Below are 19,210 nucleotides of genomic sequence, written 5' to 3' on the forward strand. Positions count from 1 at the left end.
TATGAGTGTCGAGCTACCGTTCGCCCCGGTAGACGCGATTATCCGGCAGAACGCAGGTGAGTTGCGAGTGAGCGCCGGCGCCGCCGAGGCGCTCGCCCGCCGGATTCAGGACCGCGGCGCGGAACTCGCGATAGACGCCGCCGACCGGGCGACGGCGGACGGTCGCAAGACGTTGATGGCCGAGGACTTCGGCGTTCAACAGGTCGTCGACCGCGACGAACTCTCCCTCCCTATCGCCCCCATCGACCGCATCGCCCGCCTCCGAATCGACGACCGCTACCGCGTCGCGATGGACGCTCGAATCGCCCTGGCCGATATCCTCGAAGACTACGCCGTCAACGTGGCGGACGCCGCCGTCAAACTCGCCCACCACGCCGACCGGCGGACGGTCCAATCCGAGGACATCGAGACCTACTTCTCCCTCTTCGAATAATGCAATTCGGCTACAGCGAAACGTGTCTCGACCACGACACCGGGCCGCGGCACCCCGAGACGGCCGACCGACTCCGGGCCATCCGGCGCGGGCTGGCGAAGCGCCACGGCGTCGAGTACGTCGACGCCTCGCCCGCCGAGAAATCCACCGTCGCGGCCGTCCACGACGACGGCTACGTCGACGAGTTCCACGAGTTCTGTCGCGACGGCGGCGGCAACTGGGACCCCGACACCGTCGCCGTCGAGGCGTCGTGGGACGCCGCGCTCACCTCCGCCGGCCTCGCGGAGTGGGCCGCCCGCGCCGCGCTCGACGGCGACGACGGCCGCGACACGCCGTTTTCGCTCGGTCGCCCGCCGGGCCACCACGCCGTCGAGGACGACGCCATGGGCTTTTGCTTCTTCAACAACGCCGCCGTCGCCGCGCAGGCGGTCATCGACGACGGCCTCGCCGAGCGCGTCGCCATCTTCGACTGGGACGTTCACCACGGCAACGGCACGCAGGACATCTTCTACGACCGCGGCGACGTGTTCTACACGTCCATCCACGAGGACGGCCTCTACCCCGGCACGGGCGAGGTCGAAGAGACCGGCGAGGGCGACGGCGAGGGGTCGACCCTCAACGTCCCGCTCCACGCCGGCGCGGGCGACGCCGACTACGTCTACTCGTTCGACGAGGCCATCGCGCCCGCAGTCGAGCGGTTCGACCCCGACCTGTTCATCGTGAGCGCCGGCTTCGACGCCCACCGCCACGACCCCATCTCGCGGATGCGCGTCTCCACCGAGGGCTACGCGATGCTCACCGAGTGCGTGCAGGAGCTCTGCGAAGAGACCGACGCCGCCATCGCCTTCGTCCTCGAAGGCGGCTACGGCCTCGACACGCTCTCCGAGGGCGTCGCGACCGTCCACGAGACGTTCGACGGCCGCATCGCGATGGACCCCGACGAAGACCCCGACGAGAAGAACGTCGAGCTAGTCGACGACGTGCGCGCCGCTCACGGCCTCGGCGCGAAGTAGCGACCCAACTCGGCACCGAACGCCCCCGCGAGCGCGGCCACGTCGCCGCCGACGAGCACGTCGTAGCCGTCCTCTCTGAGCGTCGATTCCACGTGTTTTCCGAGGGCCACGTCGAACAGCGCGTCGCTTTCGAGGAAGCCGGTCGCCGTGGTGAACTCGCGCTCGCGCTCGACCACGTAGCGGTCGCCGTCGAGGAACGGCCCGTAGTGGTCGTCGCCGTCCTCGTACGCGCCGTAGAACCCCTCTGCGTGCTGGCGGACGTGGACCGGCGGCCCCTCGTGGCGCTCGACCGCCGGGCGCTCGGCCACCGAGAGTTCCGCGAACAGGACGGCTTCGCCCTGCCCCTCGCCGTCGGTGTCGGCGAACGTCGCCCGCCGGAACACGTCGAAGCCGCGTCTGTCGAGGCCGTCGGCGACGCCGGTCAGCGACTTCCTGAGCTGCGGGTAGAGCTGGTCGTCCACGAGGTCCGGGCAGTCGAAGACGACGGCGACGGCCGTGGTGCCGCGGCGGTCGAGGTGGTCCCGAACGCCGTCGGCGTCGAGCGCCCGCGGGTCGGGCCGGAAGAACAGCGATTCCCGCGGGTCGGAAAGCAGGTCGCGGGCGTAGTGCTGGAGTCGGGCGACGTTCTCCGCCGAGCAGACCGCGGCGACGTTCCGCTCGGAGTCGGTCGGGTCGATGACGACGAGCGGGTCCGAAAAACTCCGTGTCCCGTGGTCCTCCGGGTCGAACTCGACCTGTGGACTCCAGTCGGCGGCCGCCCGGAGCAGCGGTTCGAAGCCGCCGTGTCCGACGACGAGAAGCTCGGCGAGATAACCCGAGAACCCCTCGGTTCGGAGGTCGCTCCCGTAGGCATCGATACCCTTCAGGAAGCGCTTGAAGACGCGAACGTCCGCCGCGAGGTCGTCGTCGAGGCGCTCGGTCAGGTAGGCGTTGTGAAACGGCGTCCGGTCGACCGCCGAGCGGATGTCCGAGGCGGACGGCACGTCGTAACAGGGGACGAGGTCCACGTCGAAGCCGTCGTAGTCGCCTTTCACGTAAGGGTGTTCGGCGTACTCCTCGTGGCCGTCGGGGAGGACGGCGTGACCCACTTCGAGGCCGTACGCTTCGAGTTCCTCGCGGTCGAGGTCGGCCGGAAAGCGCACGAACAGGTCGATGTCGCGGTCGCCCGAGAGCCACGTGCCGCGGGCGGTGCTGCCGACTTGCAGCGCGTCGGCGTCCACCGGCAGGTCCGCGAGGGCGTCGTACACGCGGGATTCGAGGGCCGCCGCGGCGTCCGCGAGCGCCCGACGCTCCGCCTCGTCGGGGTCGATGCGCTCGCGGACCGCGGCGACGACCGCGGCGAGGTCCGAGTTCGTCATGCCCGCTGGTTTCCCGCGGGCGGGCGAAAGCGTGACGGTGCGCTCGCGACCGCGTCAGGCGGTGGCATCCGCCAGCCGTCGGTTAAAAACGAAAGCCCTATCAAGAAACATCGAATACGAGAGAGTGCAGACGAAAGCCGCCGTAGCTCAGTTGGTAGAGCACCTCGCTGTTAACGAGGTTGTCCCAGGTTCGAGTCCTGGCGGTGGCGCTTCTCCGTTTCTCATCCCGACGAGCGGTTCGTCTCCGGTTCGTCGGCGACGGCTTCTGATAAGACATAAGAGGGACGACGGGAAAGAATCGGCCGAGGGCCCCTAGCTCAGTCTGGTCAGAGCGCTCGGCTCATAACCGGGTGGTCATGGGTTCGAACCCCATGGGGCCCATACGGTCCCGTTACGATTCTGAGCCGTTTACACCGGAGGGTACGGCTTCCTCCCTCGTTTCGGGCTGTCGGTCGGTCTCGGTCCTGACGCCTCTCGTACGCCCGGTTCGAAACTCACCATGCGGAGGCATCGTGTCTTCGAGTCGAATCAACTGCGAGAGCGAAATGTCGCGGTTCGGAAGCGACCGAGCCAGCTCGACCAGCGGGAGTAACTCCGACCGCAGAAGGCTTCCGCGACGATAGCCGTACGGTCGGGTCGGTACCGAGAGAGACAGTTCCGATTCGAGATACTGGTCGAACGGAGCGTTTTCGGTCGGACTCTCGGCGGTCAAGGCTCGGACTGACGTGGTTAGCTTCCTCACCGTGTTTATGTCGTTCCCCGCGTATGTTCTTCGTCTAACTGGCGCTGAGTTCGGAGTTGACTCGGCGACGACGAGCCAGACGGTGCGAAGACGACGACCAATTCCGTTGTGAAATTGGAGCTAGAAGGCTTCTAAACCCGGAATCACGGCGATAAGATACGTCTGAGAATTTTTATTATTATACCGAGTAAATGAATATCAATCGTTAAGTATGGTGCGTTCGACAGTGTCTATGTATGTCACGCGATAGCCAGTCTAACGACAATCGGCTCAGTCGGCGTCAATACGTCGCTGGGGCGGGAGCGCTTGCGACGATGGGGCTCGCCGGCTGCTCCGGTGGCGGCGGTTCCAATGACGGCGGCGACGGCAGTACTACTGAAGCGGGCGGCGACGGTAGTACTACTGAAGCGGGTGGCGACGGCGGTGACGGGGGAAGCAGCGCCCCGGTTGAGGTGCTTCACGGCTGGACCGGCGGCGACGGCGCCGCGGCAGCTGAAGCGCTCGAAGCGGCGTTCAACGAGGCCTATCCCGATGTCGGCCTCGACATGAACCCCATCGGCGGCGGCGGGAATCAGAACCTCGACGCCGTCGTGGCGAACCGGCTCCAGAGCGACGACCCGCCGGGCGCGTTCGCCAACTGGCCGGGTCCGAACCTCCTCCGCTACGAGGGCGTCCTCGGCAGCGTCGACGACGTCTGGGAGGAGAACAACTTCGAGGAAGTGATGATCGACGAGGCGGTCGAGCTTCACCAGCAGGGCGGCAGCTATCGAGCCGTTCCGCTGGGTTCGCACCGCCTGAACTGCCTGTTCTACAACGTTTCGGTCGTCGACGAGGCGGGCATCGACGTCGACTCGCTGAACAGTCCCTCGGCGCTCATCGACGCGTTCGAGACGGTCCAAAGCGAGACCGACGCGGTGCCGATGACCCACGCGATGTCCGGGACGTGGACGACGACGCAGCTGTGGGGCGCCGTGATGCTCGCCGTGAACGGCTACCAGCCGTACATGGACTTCCTCAACGGAGAGGGCTCCGAGAGCGCGGTTCGCTCGGCCTTCGAGACGACCGCGGAGATGCTCGAAAACTACATCTCCGACGACGCGGCGTCGCTCAACCTCACCGCGTCGAACCAGAACATCATCAACGGCAACGCCGCCTTCATCCATCAGGGTAACTGGGCGGCTGGTGCGTTCCGGAACGCCGAGAACTTCGCGTACGACGAAGACTGGGGCTTCAAAACGTTCCCCGGCACGGAGGGCATGTACACGCTCCACATGGACTCGTTCCTCTACCCGGCCGACAACCCGACGCCGGAGGCGTCGAAGACCTGGGCGGCGTTCGTCGGCAGCCCCGAAGCGCAGATCGCGTTCAACCAGTACAAGGGCTCGATTCCGACGCGAACCGACGTGAGCATGGAAGAGTTCGGACCGTACCTCCAGGAGACCGCCGAGGACTTCGCCAACGCGGAGTACCGTCCGCCGAACCTCCAGCACGGCCTCGGTGTCCCCTCCGAGACGATGACGGCGCTCAACGAAGTCATCTCCTCGGAGTTCACCGGCCCGTACAACGTCGACGCCGCGACGCAGGGGTTCCTGGACGCGGTCTCGAACTGAGCCCCAAGAAATGTCGAATTTTTACCAACGAGTGCGCCGCGCGATTACTCCCGGCTCGGCTGACGACCAGCGGGTCAACGATGCCGGCGGCGAGCGCGATGCAGTCCGCACCGACGGCGGCGTCGTGAACGAGGACTCCCGGAGTCCGGACTCCGAATCGGGGGCGTTGGACCGCCTCGCCGCGGGAATCGACGGACGGCTCGGGAGCGACTTCCTCGAATCGTCGATTTTCTGGGTCCCGCCGTTCCTGCTGATGGGGCTTTTCGTCTACGGCGCGGTCATCTGGAACTTCCTCATCTCGCTGACCGACTACCAGCGGTTCGCGAACGCGCCGGACTACTCGAACCTCGACTTCGAGATGTACACGCGGGCGCTCGCGGACTCGGGATTCATCGACGCCGCGGTCAACACGTTCATACTGCTCGTCGCGTTCACGGCGGGGACGCTCGCGGTCGGTCTCATACTGGCGATTCTCATCGACCGCGGAATCCGATTCGAGAACTCGTTCCGGACGATCTATCTGTTGCCGATGAGCCTCTCGTTCGTCGTGACGGCGCAGTTCTGGCTGTGGATTTACAACTACAACAACGGAATCGCCAACCGCGTCATCGGTCTCGTCGGCGTCGGCCCGATTAGCTGGCTCGGTAATCAGGCCATCGTCCTCTGGGCGGTCATCTTCGCGTTGATGTGGCAGTTCTCCGGGTACGCGATGGTCGTGTACCTCGCCGGACTCCGCGCGATTCCGGACGAACACTACGAGGCGGCGAAAGTCGACGGCGCGTCGACGCTGAAGATGTACTGGCGGGTCATCATCCCGCAGTTGAAGGGCGCGACGATAAGCGCCGCCGTCGTGCTGATGGTGTTCGGCATGAAGGCGTTCGACTTCCTTTACTCGCTGGTCGGCGGCTACCGGCCGCCGAACGGTGCCGACATCTTAGCGACGAAGATGGTCCGCGAGGCGTACGCGAACCTCAACTGGGCGTACGGCGCGGCGATTGCTATCGTCCTGTTTGCGATGGCGCTCGGCGTTATCGGCCCGTACCTCGTCTACGAGTACCGGAGGAACAACCTATGACAGACGACACGCTTCGAACGGACGGCGGAACGGCGACGTTCACGGCCCGACTGCGCCGGAACGTCGAGCAGATGACGATAGAGGACGCCGGTCTGTACGTCGTCCTGCTGTTGGCGGCGGGGTTCTATCTCGTCCCCATCGAGTCCGGACTGGTCACGTCGATCAAGACCGGGACCGCAATCGTCGAGACCGCTCCGTTCGCCCCGCCCGGGCCGTCCGGGTTCACGCTGGAGAAGTGGCAGGCGGCGGTCGAAGCCCTGCTACGCGGGATGGGCAACAGCATGCTGTACGCCGTGCCCGCGACGGTCATCTCGGCGTTCGTCGGCAGCATCACGGCGTACGGGCTGACGATTCCCGACTGGAAGCAGTCGTACAAGGCGCTGGTCTTGGCGCTCATCATCGCGGGCATCTTCATCCCGTACCAGGCCGTGTTGGTGCCGCTGACGCAGTTCTGGTCGCAGTGGGCCCAGCTCACCGACCTGCTGTCGTTCGTCTGGGCGCTCGGTGTTCCGAACGACTACGTCGGCATCGTCGAACTCGTGGTGACCCACGTCGCCTACGGGATTCCGATCTGTACGCTCCTGTTCCGGACGTACTACAAGACGATGAGCGAGGAGATGATCGAGTCCGCGCGCCTCGACGGGGCGACGCTCCGGCGGGTGTACCGGCGGATCGTCTTCCCGCTTTCGGGACCGATGTTCGCCGTGGTCCTCATCTACCAGTTCACCCAGATTTGGAACGACCTCCTGTTCACGCTGGTGCTCGTCTCGACGGAGTCGAGTCCGGCGGCCCCCGTCGTGTTGATTCTCGCGGGGCTCGGCACCTCGCTCGAGGGACAGGACTTCGCGCTCCGGATGGCCGGGGCGTTCTTCGCGGCGCTCCCGACGCTCGCGGTGTACATCTTCTTCGGCGACGAGTTCGCCGAGGGGGTGGCGGCGTGACGCGTCGTCACGGCGACGCGACCCCCGTCGAGACCGTCTCGCACGGCGACCGCGGCCACCGGCGGCGACTCCCGGCGCGGCGCGGAACCGACAGCTCACCAACGATACCTACTCAGAGATATGGCAACGCTTGAACTCGATTCGATAACGAAGACGTTCCAGGACGGCGACGACGAAATCGTCGCTGTCGACGACATCTCGATGTCGATTGACGACGGGGAGTTCCTCGTCGTCGTCGGTCCGTCGGGCTGTGGCAAGTCGACGACGCTCCGGATGATTGCGGGCCTGGAGACGATTACGTCGGGCACGATTTCGCTCGGCGACCGCGTCATCAACGACGTGGCCTCTCAGGACCGCGACATCGCGATGGTGTTCCAGTCGTACGCGCTGTACCCGCACATGACCGTCCGCCAGAACATGTCGTTCGGTCTGGAGGAATCGACCGACCTCCCGGACGACGAAATCGGTCGAATGGTCTCGGAGACGGCCGACCTGCTCGACATCCCGAGCCTGTTGGACCGGAAGCCGAGCGACCTCTCGGGCGGCCAACAGCAGCGCGTCGCACTCGGTCGCGCCATCGTGCGCGACCCCGAGGTGTTCCTGATGGACGAACCGCTCAGCAACCTGGACGCGAAGCTCCGCGCGCAGATGCGGACTGAGCTCCAGCGGCTCCAAGACGACCTCGGCGTCACGACCGTCTACGTCACCCACGACCAGACGGAAGCGATGACGATGGGCGACCGCATCGCCATCCTCGACGGCGGGGAGCTCCAGCAGATTGCGACGCCGCTGGAGTGTTACCACGAGCCCGCAAACCAGTTCGTCGCGAGCTTCCTCGGCGAGCCGTCGATGAACTTCTTCGACGTGACTCGCGAGGGCGACCGCCTGGTCGGTGACTCCTTCGAGTACCCGGTCGGCGCGGAGATACGCGACGACATCGGCGACGTGACCGACCTCGTCCTCGGGATTCGACCCGAGTCCGTCGAACTCGTCGAGGCCGCGAGCGGCGACCACGACTTCGAGATGACGGTCGACGTCGTCGAGCCGATGGGCGACGAGAACACGCTGTACCTGTATTTCGAGCCCGACGCGGACCCCGAGACCGCAGAGACGCTGGTCGCGACCACGGACGGCCTCACGCGCATCAGTCCGGGCGAGACGGTCGTCGCGCAGATTCCGGAGGAGGCGATCCACCTCTTCGACGGCAGGACGGGCGAAGCGCTCCACAATCGGTCGATGGAAGAAGCCGCACAGCAGATCGACCTCGGCTAACCGCCCCGTCTTTTTCGGTCGTTCGACCCCGCGCCGTTTCTCTTCTCACCAGGGGGTGGTCCGGCCGACGCCTTCGGCGACGAGCGCCGCGGCGGCGACGTGAGCGTACGCACACCAGCCGAGCGCCAGGAGGGCGGCGACGCTCCGCGAAATCGTCGCCGCGAGCGCGCTCCACGCGAGGACGACGAGGACGGCCGCGCCCACCCACGCGAAGAAGTACGTCCCCGAGGCCGCCCCGCGAAGGGCGTCTCGCCGGAGCCCCGCGCGGAGTCCCTCGTGAACGCTCACGGCGGTCGCGGCCGGAAAGAGATACGCGCAGACGACCGTAACGAGCAGCGCGACGGTCGCGAGCATCGCCGTCGTCACGCCGGTCAGCACGGCCGGAATCGAGCCGGTCGCGGTCACGTAGCCGACGGCGACGACGGTGACCGCGGCCGGGAGGAGGTAGACGGCGGCGACGCCGACCACTCGCCCGGCGAGTCTGAGCGTCTCGGTCGTCGCCAGCGGGGGAAAGCCGTCGCCGGCGAGCACGCCGCCGACGAGGCCGAGGAAGACGACGAGGGGGACGACCGCGGCGAGCGCCGGGGCCAGAAACGTGAGGTCTGGCCAGAGTCGCGCTGCGAGTCGGAGGAGCGTCCCACCGACCAGCAGCGCGACGAGACACGTCGCGGTGCCGTCCACTCGCGCCCGGTCCGCGAACGGGTACCGGAGGGCGTCGACGAACACGTCACTCACTCCGCGCGCGGTCGGTGACGCCGCGCGCCGGCGAGTCGTCGGCCGGGCTGAACACAGGTCGGAACACGGCTATTCGCTCGACGGCACCGCGCAAAAGGGTGTTGATCGCACGCCTGAGCGCATCCGACGCCGTCGCGCTCGCGGTGCGCGACGAGGGCGGAACGGTCCCGCGAGACTGGGGCTCCGTTCGCGGTGACCGCGCCAGCGTGCGAGTGCGCCCCCCTTCTGACAGGCTCCCACGAGGCAGCTCCCGGCCGACGGACAGTATCGTAATGAATATGATAGTTACTGCGACACGGTCGCCACCTCACGGTCTCCCCGACCAAGTCCGTGCTGCCACTTCACACGCTTCAGTCGCCGTTTTAGAAGCGATAATCCGATATCGACAAACGAGATTTTAGGCCACACGAAAAATTGTTCGTTCTCGGATAAGTATTAAGTGGTCGCAGTCCCAACTACCAGTCGAGATGAGCACACAGAAGTCAGTCCTCAAGGAAGCAGGCAGCGTCGGCGACAACCCGGTTCAACTCGACACCGAGAAAGCCGAGCAGATTATCGAAGCGCTGAACACCGACCTCGCGGACGCGTACGTCCTCTACCACCAGCTCCACAAGCACCACTGGAACGTCGAAGGTGCCGAGCACCTCCGCATCCACGAGTTCCTCCAGGAGGCCTACGAGGAAGTCGAGGAGGCCGCCGACGAAATCGCGGAGCGCCTCCAGTCCATCGGCGGCGTCCCCCACGCCAGCATGCCCGCGCTGAGCGAGGCCGCGACGGTCGAGCCCGAAGACGAGGACGTCTACGACATCCGCACCTCGCTGTCGAACGACCTCGAAATGTACGGCGACATCATCGAGAGCTACCGCGAACACATCGAACTCGCCGCGGGTCTCGGGGACCACGCGACGGCGCACATGCTCCGCGAGCAACTCATCGAAATCGAAGAACACGCCCACGTCATCGACCACTACCTCGAAGACGACACGCTCGTTCAGTAAGCGCCGCCGCCGACGCGTCGGAGGACGCCGTTTTCGTTCCGACGTTCGACGCTTTTTCCCGCGGTGATTCCCGCGACGCGTAGCTCCCGTACTCGTCGCGCTCGCGTCCCGAGCGCGCCCGTTCGAACGGGACTACCGCGTCACGTCGATAGTCACGTCGCTCGAAATCCAGCCGTCGCTGTTGCCCGACTCCATGAACACCGACTTCCCCGGTCCACCCTTGCAGACGGATATCTCGGGGGAGTCGGGTCGGTCGGGCTCCGACACGGATTCAGAGTTCGACTGCGTACCAGCGGCCATTGCGATGCTTTAGGGAAACCTAAAACAAAAAGGGTACGGTTCCGTCGCGGCAAATTAGTGCTATTTGTTGACAAGCATCAAGGCTCGTTCGGATTTACGCCGATGCGTTCAGCTCGCGGGGTTGTCCGGGGACGACGTCGATTCCGACCCAGCCGCCTGACGCGCTCCGTCGCGGTCGCCGTCGCCGCGAAGCAGCGTCGCCGAGAGGCGCTCGGCGACCGTCGGGCTGACGTTTCCGACTAGTTGCATCGCCTCGCCTTCGTGGTCGTTGACGCCGAGCACGTCCCGGCAGAACCGCGAGAGGATTTGGTAGGTGTCGTAGAGGTCCGCGGCGGCGTCGCGCCCCTCCGCAGTGAGCGTCGCGCCCTCGTAGGGCTCGTAGTCCACGAGTCCCTTGGCATCGAGGTTCTGGAGGCGCTCTGTCGCCGCGGGCGGCGAGCGGTCGAGCGCGTCGGCGACGTACCCCGGCGAAATCGGTGACTCCTCGTCGTCCTCCCGCTCGGCGATGTACAGCGTGAGGAGGTACTGCGGCGCGCCGATCATACGCGGCGGACGAGGTGGTCGCGCACGGCTCGCTGACAGTCCGCGCAGCTGTCGTCCACGCGGGTCGCGGCCGCCAAGACCGGGTAGTCGGTCGCGCGGTCCTCGTAGAGGTACGTCGCGAGAAATCGGTGGTCAACTTCGACCGCCGCGGTGTGGTGGGTCGCCCCGTTGAGGTGTCGCTGTCGCTCGCGGACCAGTCGGTCGCACGCCTCGCGGTGGCCGGCGAGCGTCTCGTGACGCCGCCGGAGGGCGTCGAACCCCAGCTCCGAAAGCGGCGTCTCGTCCGCCCGTGCCACCCAGTCTTCGCACTCGTCCAGCACGGCGAGCGCCGCCCGAAGCGACCGCTCTTCGCCGTCGAGCGCCCGGCACATCCCGTCGAGACCTCGCTGTCGCTCCGTCGCCGCCGACACGACCGCCTCTTTGACCGCCGGCGTGAACCGGCTCCCGGCGTCCGGGGAGAGCGCCGTCGCGACCTCCGGGCCGAACTCCTCGCGTATCGTCACCGCGAGCGGTTCGGACTCGCTCACGTCGGAGACGCTGTGCGGGCGTATCGTCTCCGCGAACAGCTCGCGGACCCGCCGTCGACCCTCGTCGGCGGCGTCGTCTCGTCGGGTCGCCGCCGCCACCGACGCGGCCCCGCACGCGGTCGCCCGGGTGGTCCCGGCCGGGGGGCGCGCCGACTGCGCGGCGAGCTTTCGCACGCGGCGTTCGAACCGCTCGACGGCCCGTCGCTTCGCCAGCACCTGTTCGCGCTCGCTCGCGACGCGGTCAAGCGCGTCTCGGACGCCCGCGGCGCAGTCAGCAACCACGTCTGCACCTCCGAACATCCGGCGCGTCCGACCGCGACAGTACACTCGGACCGGCGGGTTCGACGCCGAGGCACTCGCGCATGGTCAACACTCACCCGCGACGGTTCCGCCGCCGCACGCGAGCGCGCCGTGTCGGTTCGGTCTCGACGACCGGTGCGACTCCTTGTCGGCCATACCATTTAGGCCAACCTAAAACAACATAGTGTCTTCGGTTTTTAGGGCATCCTAAACAGAGGTCGCACGGCGGTCACGCGGTCACTCCTCGGGCCCGTCCGGTCGATTCCCCTTCGGGACGCCCCACCCGAGTTCGGTGAGCGACGCCACGCAGACCGCCGCGACGACGACGTGCATCACCATCAACACGAGGACGCCCGGCACGGTCGCTCCGGGGTCGACGTACAGGAGCCCGATGTCGGGGAGGAACGACGCCACGAGCACCGCGACAGCGACCCTGAAAAACGTCCGGTCCGCGTCGGTGACGCGGCCCGTGAGCAGTCCGTAGACGAGCGTCGCCGCGACCGCGCCGGCGGCCGAGAGGAACACGACCGGCGGGTACGAAAGCGGTGCGAACGGCTCGACGAGCCCCGTTCCGAGGACGAGCGTCAACAAGAGCGCGTTCGCGACGCTCGCGACCGCCGCGGTCGCCAGCCCGCGACGCGCGAGGTCCGTCCACGTCGGGCGGACCGAGGGTGTCACGGTTGCCATGCTATGATGTAGCACGCCACGGGTGATGAATCTACGCGTCTTCGGTGACTCGTGACGCTCCGCGAGTCCGACGCGTGGGTCGAACGCGGTCGGGGTGGTACCCCGACTCAGTTCCCCGATTCGGCCCCCCGATGCAGTCCGCTGACTGCCTCCCGGCGTCAGTTCTCGGTCAGGAGCCGACGGAGCACGTAGTGGAGGATGCCGCCGTGTTCGACGTACGTCACCGCGGCGGGCGTGCCGACCTGCGCGGTCACGTCGAACTCGATTTCGGTCCCGTCGTCTTTCGTGGCGACGACGGTCAGTTCGTCGTTGACGTCGAGGCCGTCGTCGAGGCCGCGGATGTCGAACTGCTCGGAGCCGTCGAGGCCGAGCGACTCCCACGAATCGCCGTCTTCGAACTGGAGCGGGAGGACGCCCATGCCGACGAGGTTGTCGCGGTAGATGCGCTCGTAGCTCTCGGCGATGGTCGCGCGCACGCCGAGGAGGTCGGTGCCCTTCGCCGCCCAGTCGCGGCTGGAGCCGGTCCCGAACTCGACGCCCGAGAGGACGACGAGCGGGGTCCCCTCCTCGCGGTAGCGCTGGCTGGCCTCGAAGACGGTCGTCTCCTCGCCCGTCGGGTGGTGAATCGTGTAGCCGCCCTCCACGTCGTCGAGCATCTGGTTTTCGATGCGGACGTTGGCGAACGTCCCGCGCATCATCACCTCGTGGTTGCCGCGGCGGGAGCCGTAGGTGTTGAAGTCCACGGGATCGACGCCGTGGTCCACGAGCCACTGGCCGGCCGGGAGCTTCGACCCGAACGGTCCGGCCGGGCTGATGTGGTCGGTCGTCACCGTGTCGCCGAGCGTCAGGAGACAGCGGGCGTCCTCGATGTCGGAGACGCCGGGTTTCTCCAGCGGGAAGTCCGTGAAGAACGGCGGCTCGCGGATGTAGGTCGACTCGTCGTCCCAGTCGTACACGTCGCCGGTCGGCGCTTCGAGCGCCTCCCAGCGCTCGTCGCCCTCGAACACCTCGGCGTACTTCTCGCGGAACATCGACGGGTCGACGCTGTCGTGGATGGTCTCTCGTATCTCGTCGGCGTCCGGCCAGATGTCCGCGAGGTAGACCGCGTTGCCCTCGTCGTCGGTGCCGAGCGGGTCGGTTTCGAGGTCGATGTCCATCCGCCCGGCGAGGCCGTAAGCGACGACCAGCGGCGGACTGGCGAGGTAGTTCGCGCGAATCTTCGGGTGGATGCGCGCCTCGAAGTTGCGGTTGCCGCTGAGGACGCTCGTCGTCCACAGCCCGTGTTCGTCGATGGCGTTCTCGATGGGTTCCGGGAGCGGTCCGGCGTTGCCGATGCAGGTGGTACAGCCGTAGCCGACCACGTCGTAGCCGAGCGCTTCGAGATGGGGGAGCAGGCCGGCCTTCTTCAGGTACTCCGTGACGACGCGGCTCCCCGGCGCGAGGCTCGTCTTCACGTACTCGGGCACGTCGAGGCCCTTCTCCAGCGCGTTGCGCGCGAGGAGGCCCGCGGCGACCATGACCGACGGGTTCGAGGTGTTCGTACAGGAGGTGATGGCGCTGACGACGACGCTCCCGTGGCCGATTTCGACCGTCTCGCCGCCGAGGTCGACTTCGACGCGTTTCGTCAGCTCACCGAGGTCGGGTTCTTCCGGGGCCGCCTCGGGCGTCTCGGTCAGCGTCCCGCCGTCGCCCGCGAGTTCGCCGTCGTCGCCTCCGCCCCCGCCCTCGCCGAGCCAGCGGACGATGGCCTCCTCGTCCACGTCGGCGACATCGTCCTCGAACTCGCCGTAGAGCAGGTTTCGGAAGTGCGTCTTCATGTCGCCCATGGCGACGCGGTCCTGCGGGCGCTTCGGCCCGGCGAGGCTCGGTTCGACCGCCGAGAGGTCCACGTCGACCGTCTCCGTGTACTCGGGGTGTTGCTCGCCGAAGAGGCCCTGCGATTCGAGGTACTCGCGGACGAGTTCGATGTGTTCGGGCTCGCGGCCCGTGAGTTCGAGGTAGTCCAGCGTCGCCTCGTCGACCGGGAAGACGCTGATGGTCGACCCCTGTTCGGGGGCCATGTTGGAGATGGTCGCCCGGTCGGGGACAGACAAGTTCCCCACGCCGGGGCCGAAGAACTCGACGAACCGGTCGACGACGCCGACCTCGCGGAGCTGTTCGGTGACGTGTAACACGAGGTCGGTCGCGGTCGCGCCCTCGGGGAGTTCGCCGTCGAGTCTGACGCCGACGACCTCGGGGAGCTTCATCGTGATGGGCTGGCCGAGCATCGCCGCCTCGGCCTCGATGCCGCCGACGCCCCAGCCGACGACGCCGATGCCGCCTATCATCGGCGTGTGGCTGTCGGTGCCGACGAGCGTGTCGGGGAGGAGCCAGCGGTCGCCGCGCCACTCGCGGTCGTGGACGACCCGCCCGAGGTGTTCGAGGTTCACCTGGTGGACGATGCCCGTGCCCGGCGGGACGACGCTGAAGTTGTCGAAGGCGTTCTGCGCCCACTTGAGCGCCTTGTAGCGCTCGGCGTTGCGCTCGTACTCCAGTTCGACGTTCTTCTCGTAGGCGTCGGGCGAGCCGAAGAAGTCCACCTGCACGCTGTGGTCGATGACGAGGTCACAGGGAACTTCGGGCTCGACGAGTTTCGGGTCCTTTCCGGCGCGGTCGGCGGCCGACCGGAGCGCCGCGAGGTCGACGACGGCGGGCACGCCAGTCAGGTCCTGCAACACGACGCGAGACGGCGTGAACGGGACTTCGACGTTCGGCACGTCCGGCTCCCACGAGGCGGCGTTTCGCACGTCCTCCTCGGTGACGATGTCGCCGTCGACGTTTCGCAGTACGGACTCCAGGAGGATGCGGATGCTCACCGGGAGCCTGTCGAGTTCGCAGAGGCCCTGTTCTTCGAGTACGGTCAGGTCCGCCATCTTGTACGTGGTTCCGTCGTGTTCGAACTCACGGATGGCGTCCAGTGTCTCAGTATCGCTCATGGTCGACCGATAGGGTCTCCGCGGGCTTGAATGCGGGACTCGTTCTCACACCGTCGGAATCGGGGCGAACGCGGGGCGTCGCGGCTCTCGGAACCGTTTCGACGCCGGGGGTCGGCCGCCGCGACGCCGGCTACTCCTCGGGGACGCCCGCGACGCCGACGAACTCGTCGACCTCGTCTTGGACGTACCGGCGGACGCGCTCGCAGTAGTCCCACAGGAGGTCGTTGAACTGCTCGCGCTCCGGCTCGGTCAGGCTCTCGCCGCCCCGCGACCACGACGACGGAATCTCCGGGTGGCGGGTGCAGACGACCGAAATCGGGTGGTTCTTCGGATGGCCCATGACGACGGCGTACTCGTCCGTCCCCCAGAGCCCGTCGTCGCCGTCGCCCGCGAGTTCCGCGTCCACCTCGTCGAGAAGCTGCCGCTCCTCGGCCGTGACGGCGGCGTCGTCACCGGCGAACAGCTCGCGGTACGCCCGGTCGCGGGCCGTGTACGTCCACCCGTCGAGTCGCTCCCGCGCCTCGCGGAGGAGTCGTCTGTCAGCTTCCATGCGTATCAACAGGCGCGCCGAGGCCATAGGCGTACGCCCGCCTGAAGCGCGCGACCCCGGCGTCGGGTGGACCGCACCCGACGACGACTGTGCGTCGCTCACTCCCGCGCCGCGGTCAGCTTCTCCCCGAGTCGGTCGGCGTCGACGCGGAACTTGAACGCCGGTCGGCCGTCGACGTAGACGTAGGGCACGCGCTCCCCGTACTTCTCGCGGAGTTCCTCGTCGCTGTCGACGTTCACGAGGTCGATATCGACCGTGACATCCACCTCGTCTGCGACCTCGCGAACGGTCGCTTCGGCCTCGTCGCAGAGGTGACACTCCGTGCGCGTGTAGATGACGATGGGGACGGCGTCGCTCATCGTCCGATGTCGTCGCCGCGGCCTGTTGAGTCTTCTCGTCGTATCTTATCAGATTACAAATTTGTTTCTAAATCGGGTCTGTTTGAGTTTTTAATCTAACAGTATCGGGTGTCAGAGTTAGAACCCGTCCGAGAAAACGGCTGACTCCGGCGTCGTATACGTCTCATCGAATCGAATATGTTAATTTTTGTCTGTTGATAATACGTCGTAAATTTTCTAACTCAGAACCGAATACATAACGAACGAGTACAATTTATGACAGTCGATACTGACGCACCCGAGGCGGACGGTCGAAACCGGTTCGTCTACGTGACGGCCGCGCTCGCCGCCCTCAACGGACTGCTGTTCGGGTTCGACACGGGCATCATCTCGGGCGCGTTCCTCTACATCAGAGACGCGTTCACGATGACGCCGCTGGTGGAGGGCATCGTCGTCAGCGGCGCGCTGGCGGGCGCGGCACTCGGCGCGGCGCTCGGCGGCTACCTCGCAGACCGATGGGGGCGCAGGCGGCTCATCCTCGTCAGCGCCGTCGTCTTCTTCGTCGGCTCGCTGGTGATGGCTATCGCGCCGACCGTCGAGGTGCTCGTCGTCGGGCGACTCATCGACGGCGTCGCCATCGGCTTCGCCTCCATCGTCGGCCCCCTGTATCTCTCCGAAATCGCGCCGCCGAAGATTCGCGGTTCGCTGGTCTCGCTGAACCAACTCGCGGTCACGGTCGGCATCCTCTCGTCGTACTTCGTCAACTACGCCTTCGCCGACGGCGGGCAGTGGCGCTGGATGCTCGGCACCGGCATGGTGCCCGCGGTCATCCTCGCGGCCGGGATGGTGTTCATGCCCGAGAGCCCCCGCTGGCTGGTCGAACACGACCGGGAGTCGAAGGCCCGCGACGTGCTCTCGCGGACCCGCACCGACGACCAGATTCGGGCCGAACTCGCAGAGATTAACGAGACCATCGAGGCGGAAGACGGCGGCCTGCTCGACCTCCTCGAACCGTGGATGCGCCCGGCGCTCGTCGTCGGCGTCGGCCTCGCCGTCCTCCAGCAGGTCACCGGCATCAACACGGTCATCTACTACGCGCCGACGATTCTCGAATCGACCGGCTTCGAGTCCTCGGCGTCCATCCTCGCCACGGTCGGCATCGGCGTCGTCAACGTCGTCATGACCGTCGTCGCGGTCGTTCTCATCGACCGTCGGGGCCGCCGCCCGCTGCTTTCGGTCGGCCTCGCGGGGATGACGCTCACGCTCGTCGCGCTCGGCGCGGCGTTCTACCTGCCGGGCTTTTCGGGCTTCGTCGGCACGGTCGCCACCGGGAGCCTCATGCTCTACGTGGCCTTCTTCGCCGTCGGTCTCGGCCCGGTGTTCTGGCTTCTCATCTCCGAGATTTACCCGCTGAAGGTCCGCGGGACGGCCATGGGCGTCGTCACGGTGTTCAACTGGGTGGCGAACCTCGCGGTATCGCTCGCCTTCCCCGTCATGGTCGCAGAAATCACGACCGCGGGGACGTTCTGGGTGTTCGCGGCGCTGAGCGCCGTCGCGCTCGCGTTCACCTATCGGTTCGTCCCCGAGACGAAGGGGCGGTCGCTGGAGGCCATCGAATCCGACCTCCGGGAGAATGTGCTCGGCGGGTCGCCGGACGGGTCGTCGGCCGGGACCGTCTCTGACGACGACTGAGGGGACGCCGACGCGCGCCCCGACTTCTCGCGCGCTGGGCGGCGCGCCGCGGTCCGTCCTCAGCCTCGACGATGCCCGTAACGTCGTCGCTCGCAGCACCGAGTCGTCGACGCTCGGGGGTCACGGGTCGTGCGAATCTCACAGTAGATGGTTCTTGTGGCCGACGCCCGGCTGACAGCTGTCGCCAATCCGCCCCGAAACGCGGGTGACGGGTGTCCTGTCGGGTGATTCGGTCGCGGTCGACGTTTTTGATTTCGATACCGGAGGCGAACCGTTGATATAGGAGAAGCGACCAGTCACAAACCGATCGAATCCTCGTATGGCGACAACATCCGAACCCGGACTCTCCGAGACGCGTATTCACGAGGTACTGAGTAACGACCGCCGTCGGATGGCCATCGAGTACCTCCAAGACGGCGACCTGACGCTCCGCGAACTCTCGGAGCGCATCGCGGAAGCCGAGACCGGGGAGTCGCCGCCCCCGCGGAACATCCGGCAGAGCGCCTACGTCTCGCTGCAACAGACCCACATCCCGAAACTCGCTGAACTGGACATCGTGAACTACGACGAGGAGTCGAAAGTCGTCTCGCTGGCCGAGGCGGGCGACGTGACGGTCTACATGGAGGTCGTCCCCGAGGGCGAACTCTCGTGGAGCGAGTACTACGCCGCCCTCGCCGCGCTCGGCATCGTCCTCATGATTGCCGTCGCCGTCGGCGTCCCCGTCATCTCGGCCGTCGGCGCGCCCGGTCTCGGCTCGCTCGTCTTCGCCGTCCTCGGCGGCTCCGCGGTCTACCAGCGCTGGACCCAAGAGGACTGACGCGCCTCGTCGCCCGGCTTTTCTGCCGAGCCCTTCGAACTCGACCGGCCGCCCTCCCGTCGGTATCGGTCGGCGGTGAGATTTAGGTCGCAGCCGCCACGATTCGGCGTATGCGCGACGCTCCCGACCCGGCCGGACCGCCGACGGTCTGCGACGACTGCGGCGCGAGACACTCGTTTCGACGGCGGTTCGTCACCGGCGGCGGCTGGCGAACCGTCTACCGGTGTTCGGAGTGCGGTTCCCGCGCGTCGAGCGACGGCGACGGCGACGAGTGACCGAGTGGACCGCGGCGGGTCGGCGTCGC

General features: G+C 66.8%; 19 protein-coding genes and 2 tRNA genes. 12 read left to right on the top strand and 9 right to left on the bottom strand.

Annotated features, from left to right (window positions below; translation table 11 throughout):
• The first annotated feature begins 1 nt into the window (after position 1).
• Positions 2-433, top strand: a complete 432-nt coding sequence (locus DVK03_RS02770) for a histone (protein WP_004044404.1) — start codon at positions 2-4, stop codon at positions 431-433.
• On the top strand, positions 433-1,446 hold the full coding sequence (locus tag DVK03_RS02775) for a histone deacetylase (RefSeq protein ID WP_004065243.1): 1,014 nt from the start codon (positions 433-435) through the stop codon (positions 1,444-1,446). Before DVK03_RS02770 ends, DVK03_RS02775 begins: the two co-directional genes overlap by 1 nt.
• Here DVK03_RS02775 and cca read toward each other — a convergent pair.
• Entirely contained in the window at positions 1,425-2,804 is a 1,380-nt protein-coding gene (gene cca / locus DVK03_RS02780; protein WP_115802172.1) for a CCA tRNA nucleotidyltransferase, read from the bottom strand. The two genes, DVK03_RS02775 and cca, sit on opposite strands and share 22 nt — an antisense overlap.
• A 136-nt stretch (positions 2,805-2,940) precedes the next feature.
• Between cca and DVK03_RS02785 the strand changes: the two genes are divergently transcribed.
• The 6 genes from DVK03_RS02785 to DVK03_RS02810 all read left to right on the top strand — a co-directional run bounded on the left by DVK03_RS02785 (position 2,941) and on the right by DVK03_RS02810 (position 8,444).
• A tRNA-Asn gene (locus DVK03_RS02785) sits at positions 2,941-3,013 on the top strand.
• A 97-nt stretch (positions 3,014-3,110) separates the two neighbouring features.
• Positions 3,111-3,185, top strand: a tRNA-Ile gene (locus DVK03_RS02790).
• A gap of 813 nt (positions 3,186-3,998) precedes the next feature.
• On the top strand, positions 3,999-5,156 hold the full coding sequence (locus DVK03_RS02795; protein ID WP_004044400.1) for an ABC transporter substrate-binding protein: 1,158 nt from the start codon (positions 3,999-4,001) through the stop codon (positions 5,154-5,156).
• 31 nt (positions 5,157-5,187) lie between these two features.
• Positions 5,188-6,231: a carbohydrate ABC transporter permease gene (locus DVK03_RS02800; protein WP_115802173.1), complete on the top strand. Its 1,044-nt coding sequence runs from the start codon at positions 5,188-5,190 to the stop codon at positions 6,229-6,231.
• Entirely contained in the window at positions 6,228-7,172 is a 945-nt protein-coding gene (locus DVK03_RS02805) for a carbohydrate ABC transporter permease (RefSeq protein ID WP_004065238.1), read from the top strand. The genes DVK03_RS02800 and DVK03_RS02805 overlap by 4 nt, the downstream gene beginning before the upstream one ends.
• A gap of 120 nt (positions 7,173-7,292) precedes the next feature.
• Entirely contained in the window at positions 7,293-8,444 is a 1,152-nt protein-coding gene (locus tag DVK03_RS02810; RefSeq protein WP_004065237.1) for an ABC transporter ATP-binding protein, read from the top strand.
• A 45-nt stretch (positions 8,445-8,489) separates the two neighbouring features.
• Here the strand turns inward: DVK03_RS02810 and DVK03_RS02815 are convergent, their stop codons facing one another.
• Positions 8,490-9,179: a hypothetical protein gene (locus tag DVK03_RS02815; RefSeq protein WP_004065236.1), complete on the bottom strand. Its 690-nt coding sequence runs from the start codon at positions 9,177-9,179 to the stop codon at positions 8,490-8,492.
• A 467-nt stretch (positions 9,180-9,646) separates the two neighbouring features.
• Here DVK03_RS02815 and dpsA point away from each other — a divergent pair, with 467 nt between their 5' ends.
• A complete protein-coding gene (dpsA, locus tag DVK03_RS02820) occupies positions 9,647-10,177 on the top strand; it encodes a DNA starvation/stationary phase protection protein DpsA (RefSeq protein WP_115802174.1) in 531 nt (176 codons plus the stop codon).
• A gap of 132 nt (positions 10,178-10,309) precedes the next feature.
• On the opposite strand, the gene DVK03_RS19945 is transcribed toward dpsA, so the two are convergent.
• From DVK03_RS19945 to DVK03_RS02850, 7 genes are all read right to left on the bottom strand, one after another.
• Positions 10,310-10,477 carry a hypothetical protein gene (locus DVK03_RS19945; protein WP_004065234.1) on the bottom strand — a complete coding sequence of 56 codons (168 nt, stop codon included), beginning with the start codon at positions 10,475-10,477 and terminating at the stop codon, positions 10,310-10,312.
• A gap of 108 nt (positions 10,478-10,585) precedes the next feature.
• Complete coding sequence (locus DVK03_RS02825; RefSeq protein ID WP_004044393.1) at positions 10,586-11,020, bottom strand: metal-dependent transcriptional regulator; 435 nt, start codon at positions 11,018-11,020, stop codon at positions 10,586-10,588.
• On the bottom strand, positions 11,017-11,847 hold the full coding sequence (locus DVK03_RS02830) for a hypothetical protein (protein ID WP_223173877.1): 831 nt from the start codon (positions 11,845-11,847) through the stop codon (positions 11,017-11,019). The genes DVK03_RS02825 and DVK03_RS02830 overlap by 4 nt, the downstream gene beginning before the upstream one ends.
• A gap of 237 nt (positions 11,848-12,084) precedes the next feature.
• On the bottom strand, positions 12,085-12,534 hold the full coding sequence (locus tag DVK03_RS02835; RefSeq protein WP_004065231.1) for a DUF6069 family protein: 450 nt from the start codon (positions 12,532-12,534) through the stop codon (positions 12,085-12,087).
• A gap of 158 nt (positions 12,535-12,692) precedes the next feature.
• Complete coding sequence (locus DVK03_RS02840) at positions 12,693-15,509, bottom strand: aconitate hydratase (RefSeq protein WP_115802175.1); 2,817 nt, start codon at positions 15,507-15,509, stop codon at positions 12,693-12,695.
• A 130-nt stretch (positions 15,510-15,639) separates the two neighbouring features.
• Complete coding sequence (locus tag DVK03_RS02845; RefSeq protein ID WP_004044389.1) at positions 15,640-16,059, bottom strand: hypothetical protein; 420 nt, start codon at positions 16,057-16,059, stop codon at positions 15,640-15,642.
• 98 nt (positions 16,060-16,157) lie between these two features.
• Positions 16,158-16,418: a glutaredoxin family protein gene (locus tag DVK03_RS02850; RefSeq protein ID WP_004044388.1), complete on the bottom strand. Its 261-nt coding sequence runs from the start codon at positions 16,416-16,418 to the stop codon at positions 16,158-16,160.
• Between the two features lie 255 nt (positions 16,419-16,673).
• Between DVK03_RS02850 and DVK03_RS02855 the strand changes: the two genes are divergently transcribed.
• The 3 genes from DVK03_RS02855 (at position 16,674) to DVK03_RS19950 (ending at position 19,181) form a co-directional block, all read left to right on the top strand.
• Entirely contained in the window at positions 16,674-18,089 is a 1,416-nt protein-coding gene (locus DVK03_RS02855) for a sugar porter family MFS transporter (protein WP_115802176.1), read from the top strand.
• A 319-nt stretch (positions 18,090-18,408) separates the two neighbouring features.
• Positions 18,409-18,906, top strand: a complete 498-nt coding sequence (locus tag DVK03_RS02860) for a hypothetical protein (protein ID WP_004065228.1) — start codon at positions 18,409-18,411, stop codon at positions 18,904-18,906.
• A gap of 110 nt (positions 18,907-19,016) precedes the next feature.
• Positions 19,017-19,181 carry a hypothetical protein gene (locus DVK03_RS19950; RefSeq protein ID WP_004044385.1) on the top strand — a complete coding sequence of 55 codons (165 nt, stop codon included), beginning with the start codon at positions 19,017-19,019 and terminating at the stop codon, positions 19,179-19,181.
• Positions 19,182-19,210: the final 29 nt, after the last annotated feature.

Source organism: Haloferax sp. Atlit-109R (assembly GCF_003665865.1).
Classification (GTDB): domain Archaea; phylum Halobacteriota; class Halobacteria; order Halobacteriales; family Haloferacaceae; genus Haloferax; species Haloferax volcanii.

Coding starts and splice junctions, on each gene's coding strand:
- DVK03_RS02770 (WP_004044404.1), top strand. CDS start 2: ATGAGTGTCGAGCTACCGTTCGCCCCGGTAGACGCGATTATCCGGCAG.
- DVK03_RS02775 (WP_004065243.1), top strand. CDS start 433: ATGCAATTCGGCTACAGCGAAACGTGTCTCGACCACGACACCGGGCCG.
- cca (WP_115802172.1), bottom strand. CDS start 2,804: ATGACGAACTCGGACCTCGCCGCGGTCGTCGCCGCGGTCCGCGAGCGC.
- DVK03_RS02805 (WP_004065238.1), top strand. CDS start 6,228: ATGACAGACGACACGCTTCGAACGGACGGCGGAACGGCGACGTTCACG.
- DVK03_RS02810 (WP_004065237.1), top strand. CDS start 7,293: ATGGCAACGCTTGAACTCGATTCGATAACGAAGACGTTCCAGGACGGC.
- dpsA (WP_115802174.1), top strand. CDS start 9,647: ATGAGCACACAGAAGTCAGTCCTCAAGGAAGCAGGCAGCGTCGGCGAC.
- DVK03_RS19945 (WP_004065234.1), bottom strand. CDS start 10,477: ATGGCCGCTGGTACGCAGTCGAACTCTGAATCCGTGTCGGAGCCCGAC.
- DVK03_RS02825 (WP_004044393.1), bottom strand. CDS start 11,020: ATGATCGGCGCGCCGCAGTACCTCCTCACGCTGTACATCGCCGAGCGG.
- DVK03_RS02830 (WP_223173877.1), bottom strand. CDS start 11,847: ATGTTCGGAGGTGCAGACGTGGTTGCTGACTGCGCCGCGGGCGTCCGA.
- DVK03_RS02835 (WP_004065231.1), bottom strand. CDS start 12,534: ATGGCAACCGTGACACCCTCGGTCCGCCCGACGTGGACGGACCTCGCG.
- DVK03_RS02840 (WP_115802175.1), bottom strand. CDS start 15,509: ATGAGCGATACTGAGACACTGGACGCCATCCGTGAGTTCGAACACGAC.
- DVK03_RS02845 (WP_004044389.1), bottom strand. CDS start 16,059: ATGGAAGCTGACAGACGACTCCTCCGCGAGGCGCGGGAGCGACTCGAC.
- DVK03_RS02850 (WP_004044388.1), bottom strand. CDS start 16,418: ATGAGCGACGCCGTCCCCATCGTCATCTACACGCGCACGGAGTGTCAC.
- DVK03_RS02855 (WP_115802176.1), top strand. CDS start 16,674: ATGACAGTCGATACTGACGCACCCGAGGCGGACGGTCGAAACCGGTTC.
- DVK03_RS02860 (WP_004065228.1), top strand. CDS start 18,409: ATGGCGACAACATCCGAACCCGGACTCTCCGAGACGCGTATTCACGAG.
- DVK03_RS19950 (WP_004044385.1), top strand. CDS start 19,017: ATGCGCGACGCTCCCGACCCGGCCGGACCGCCGACGGTCTGCGACGAC.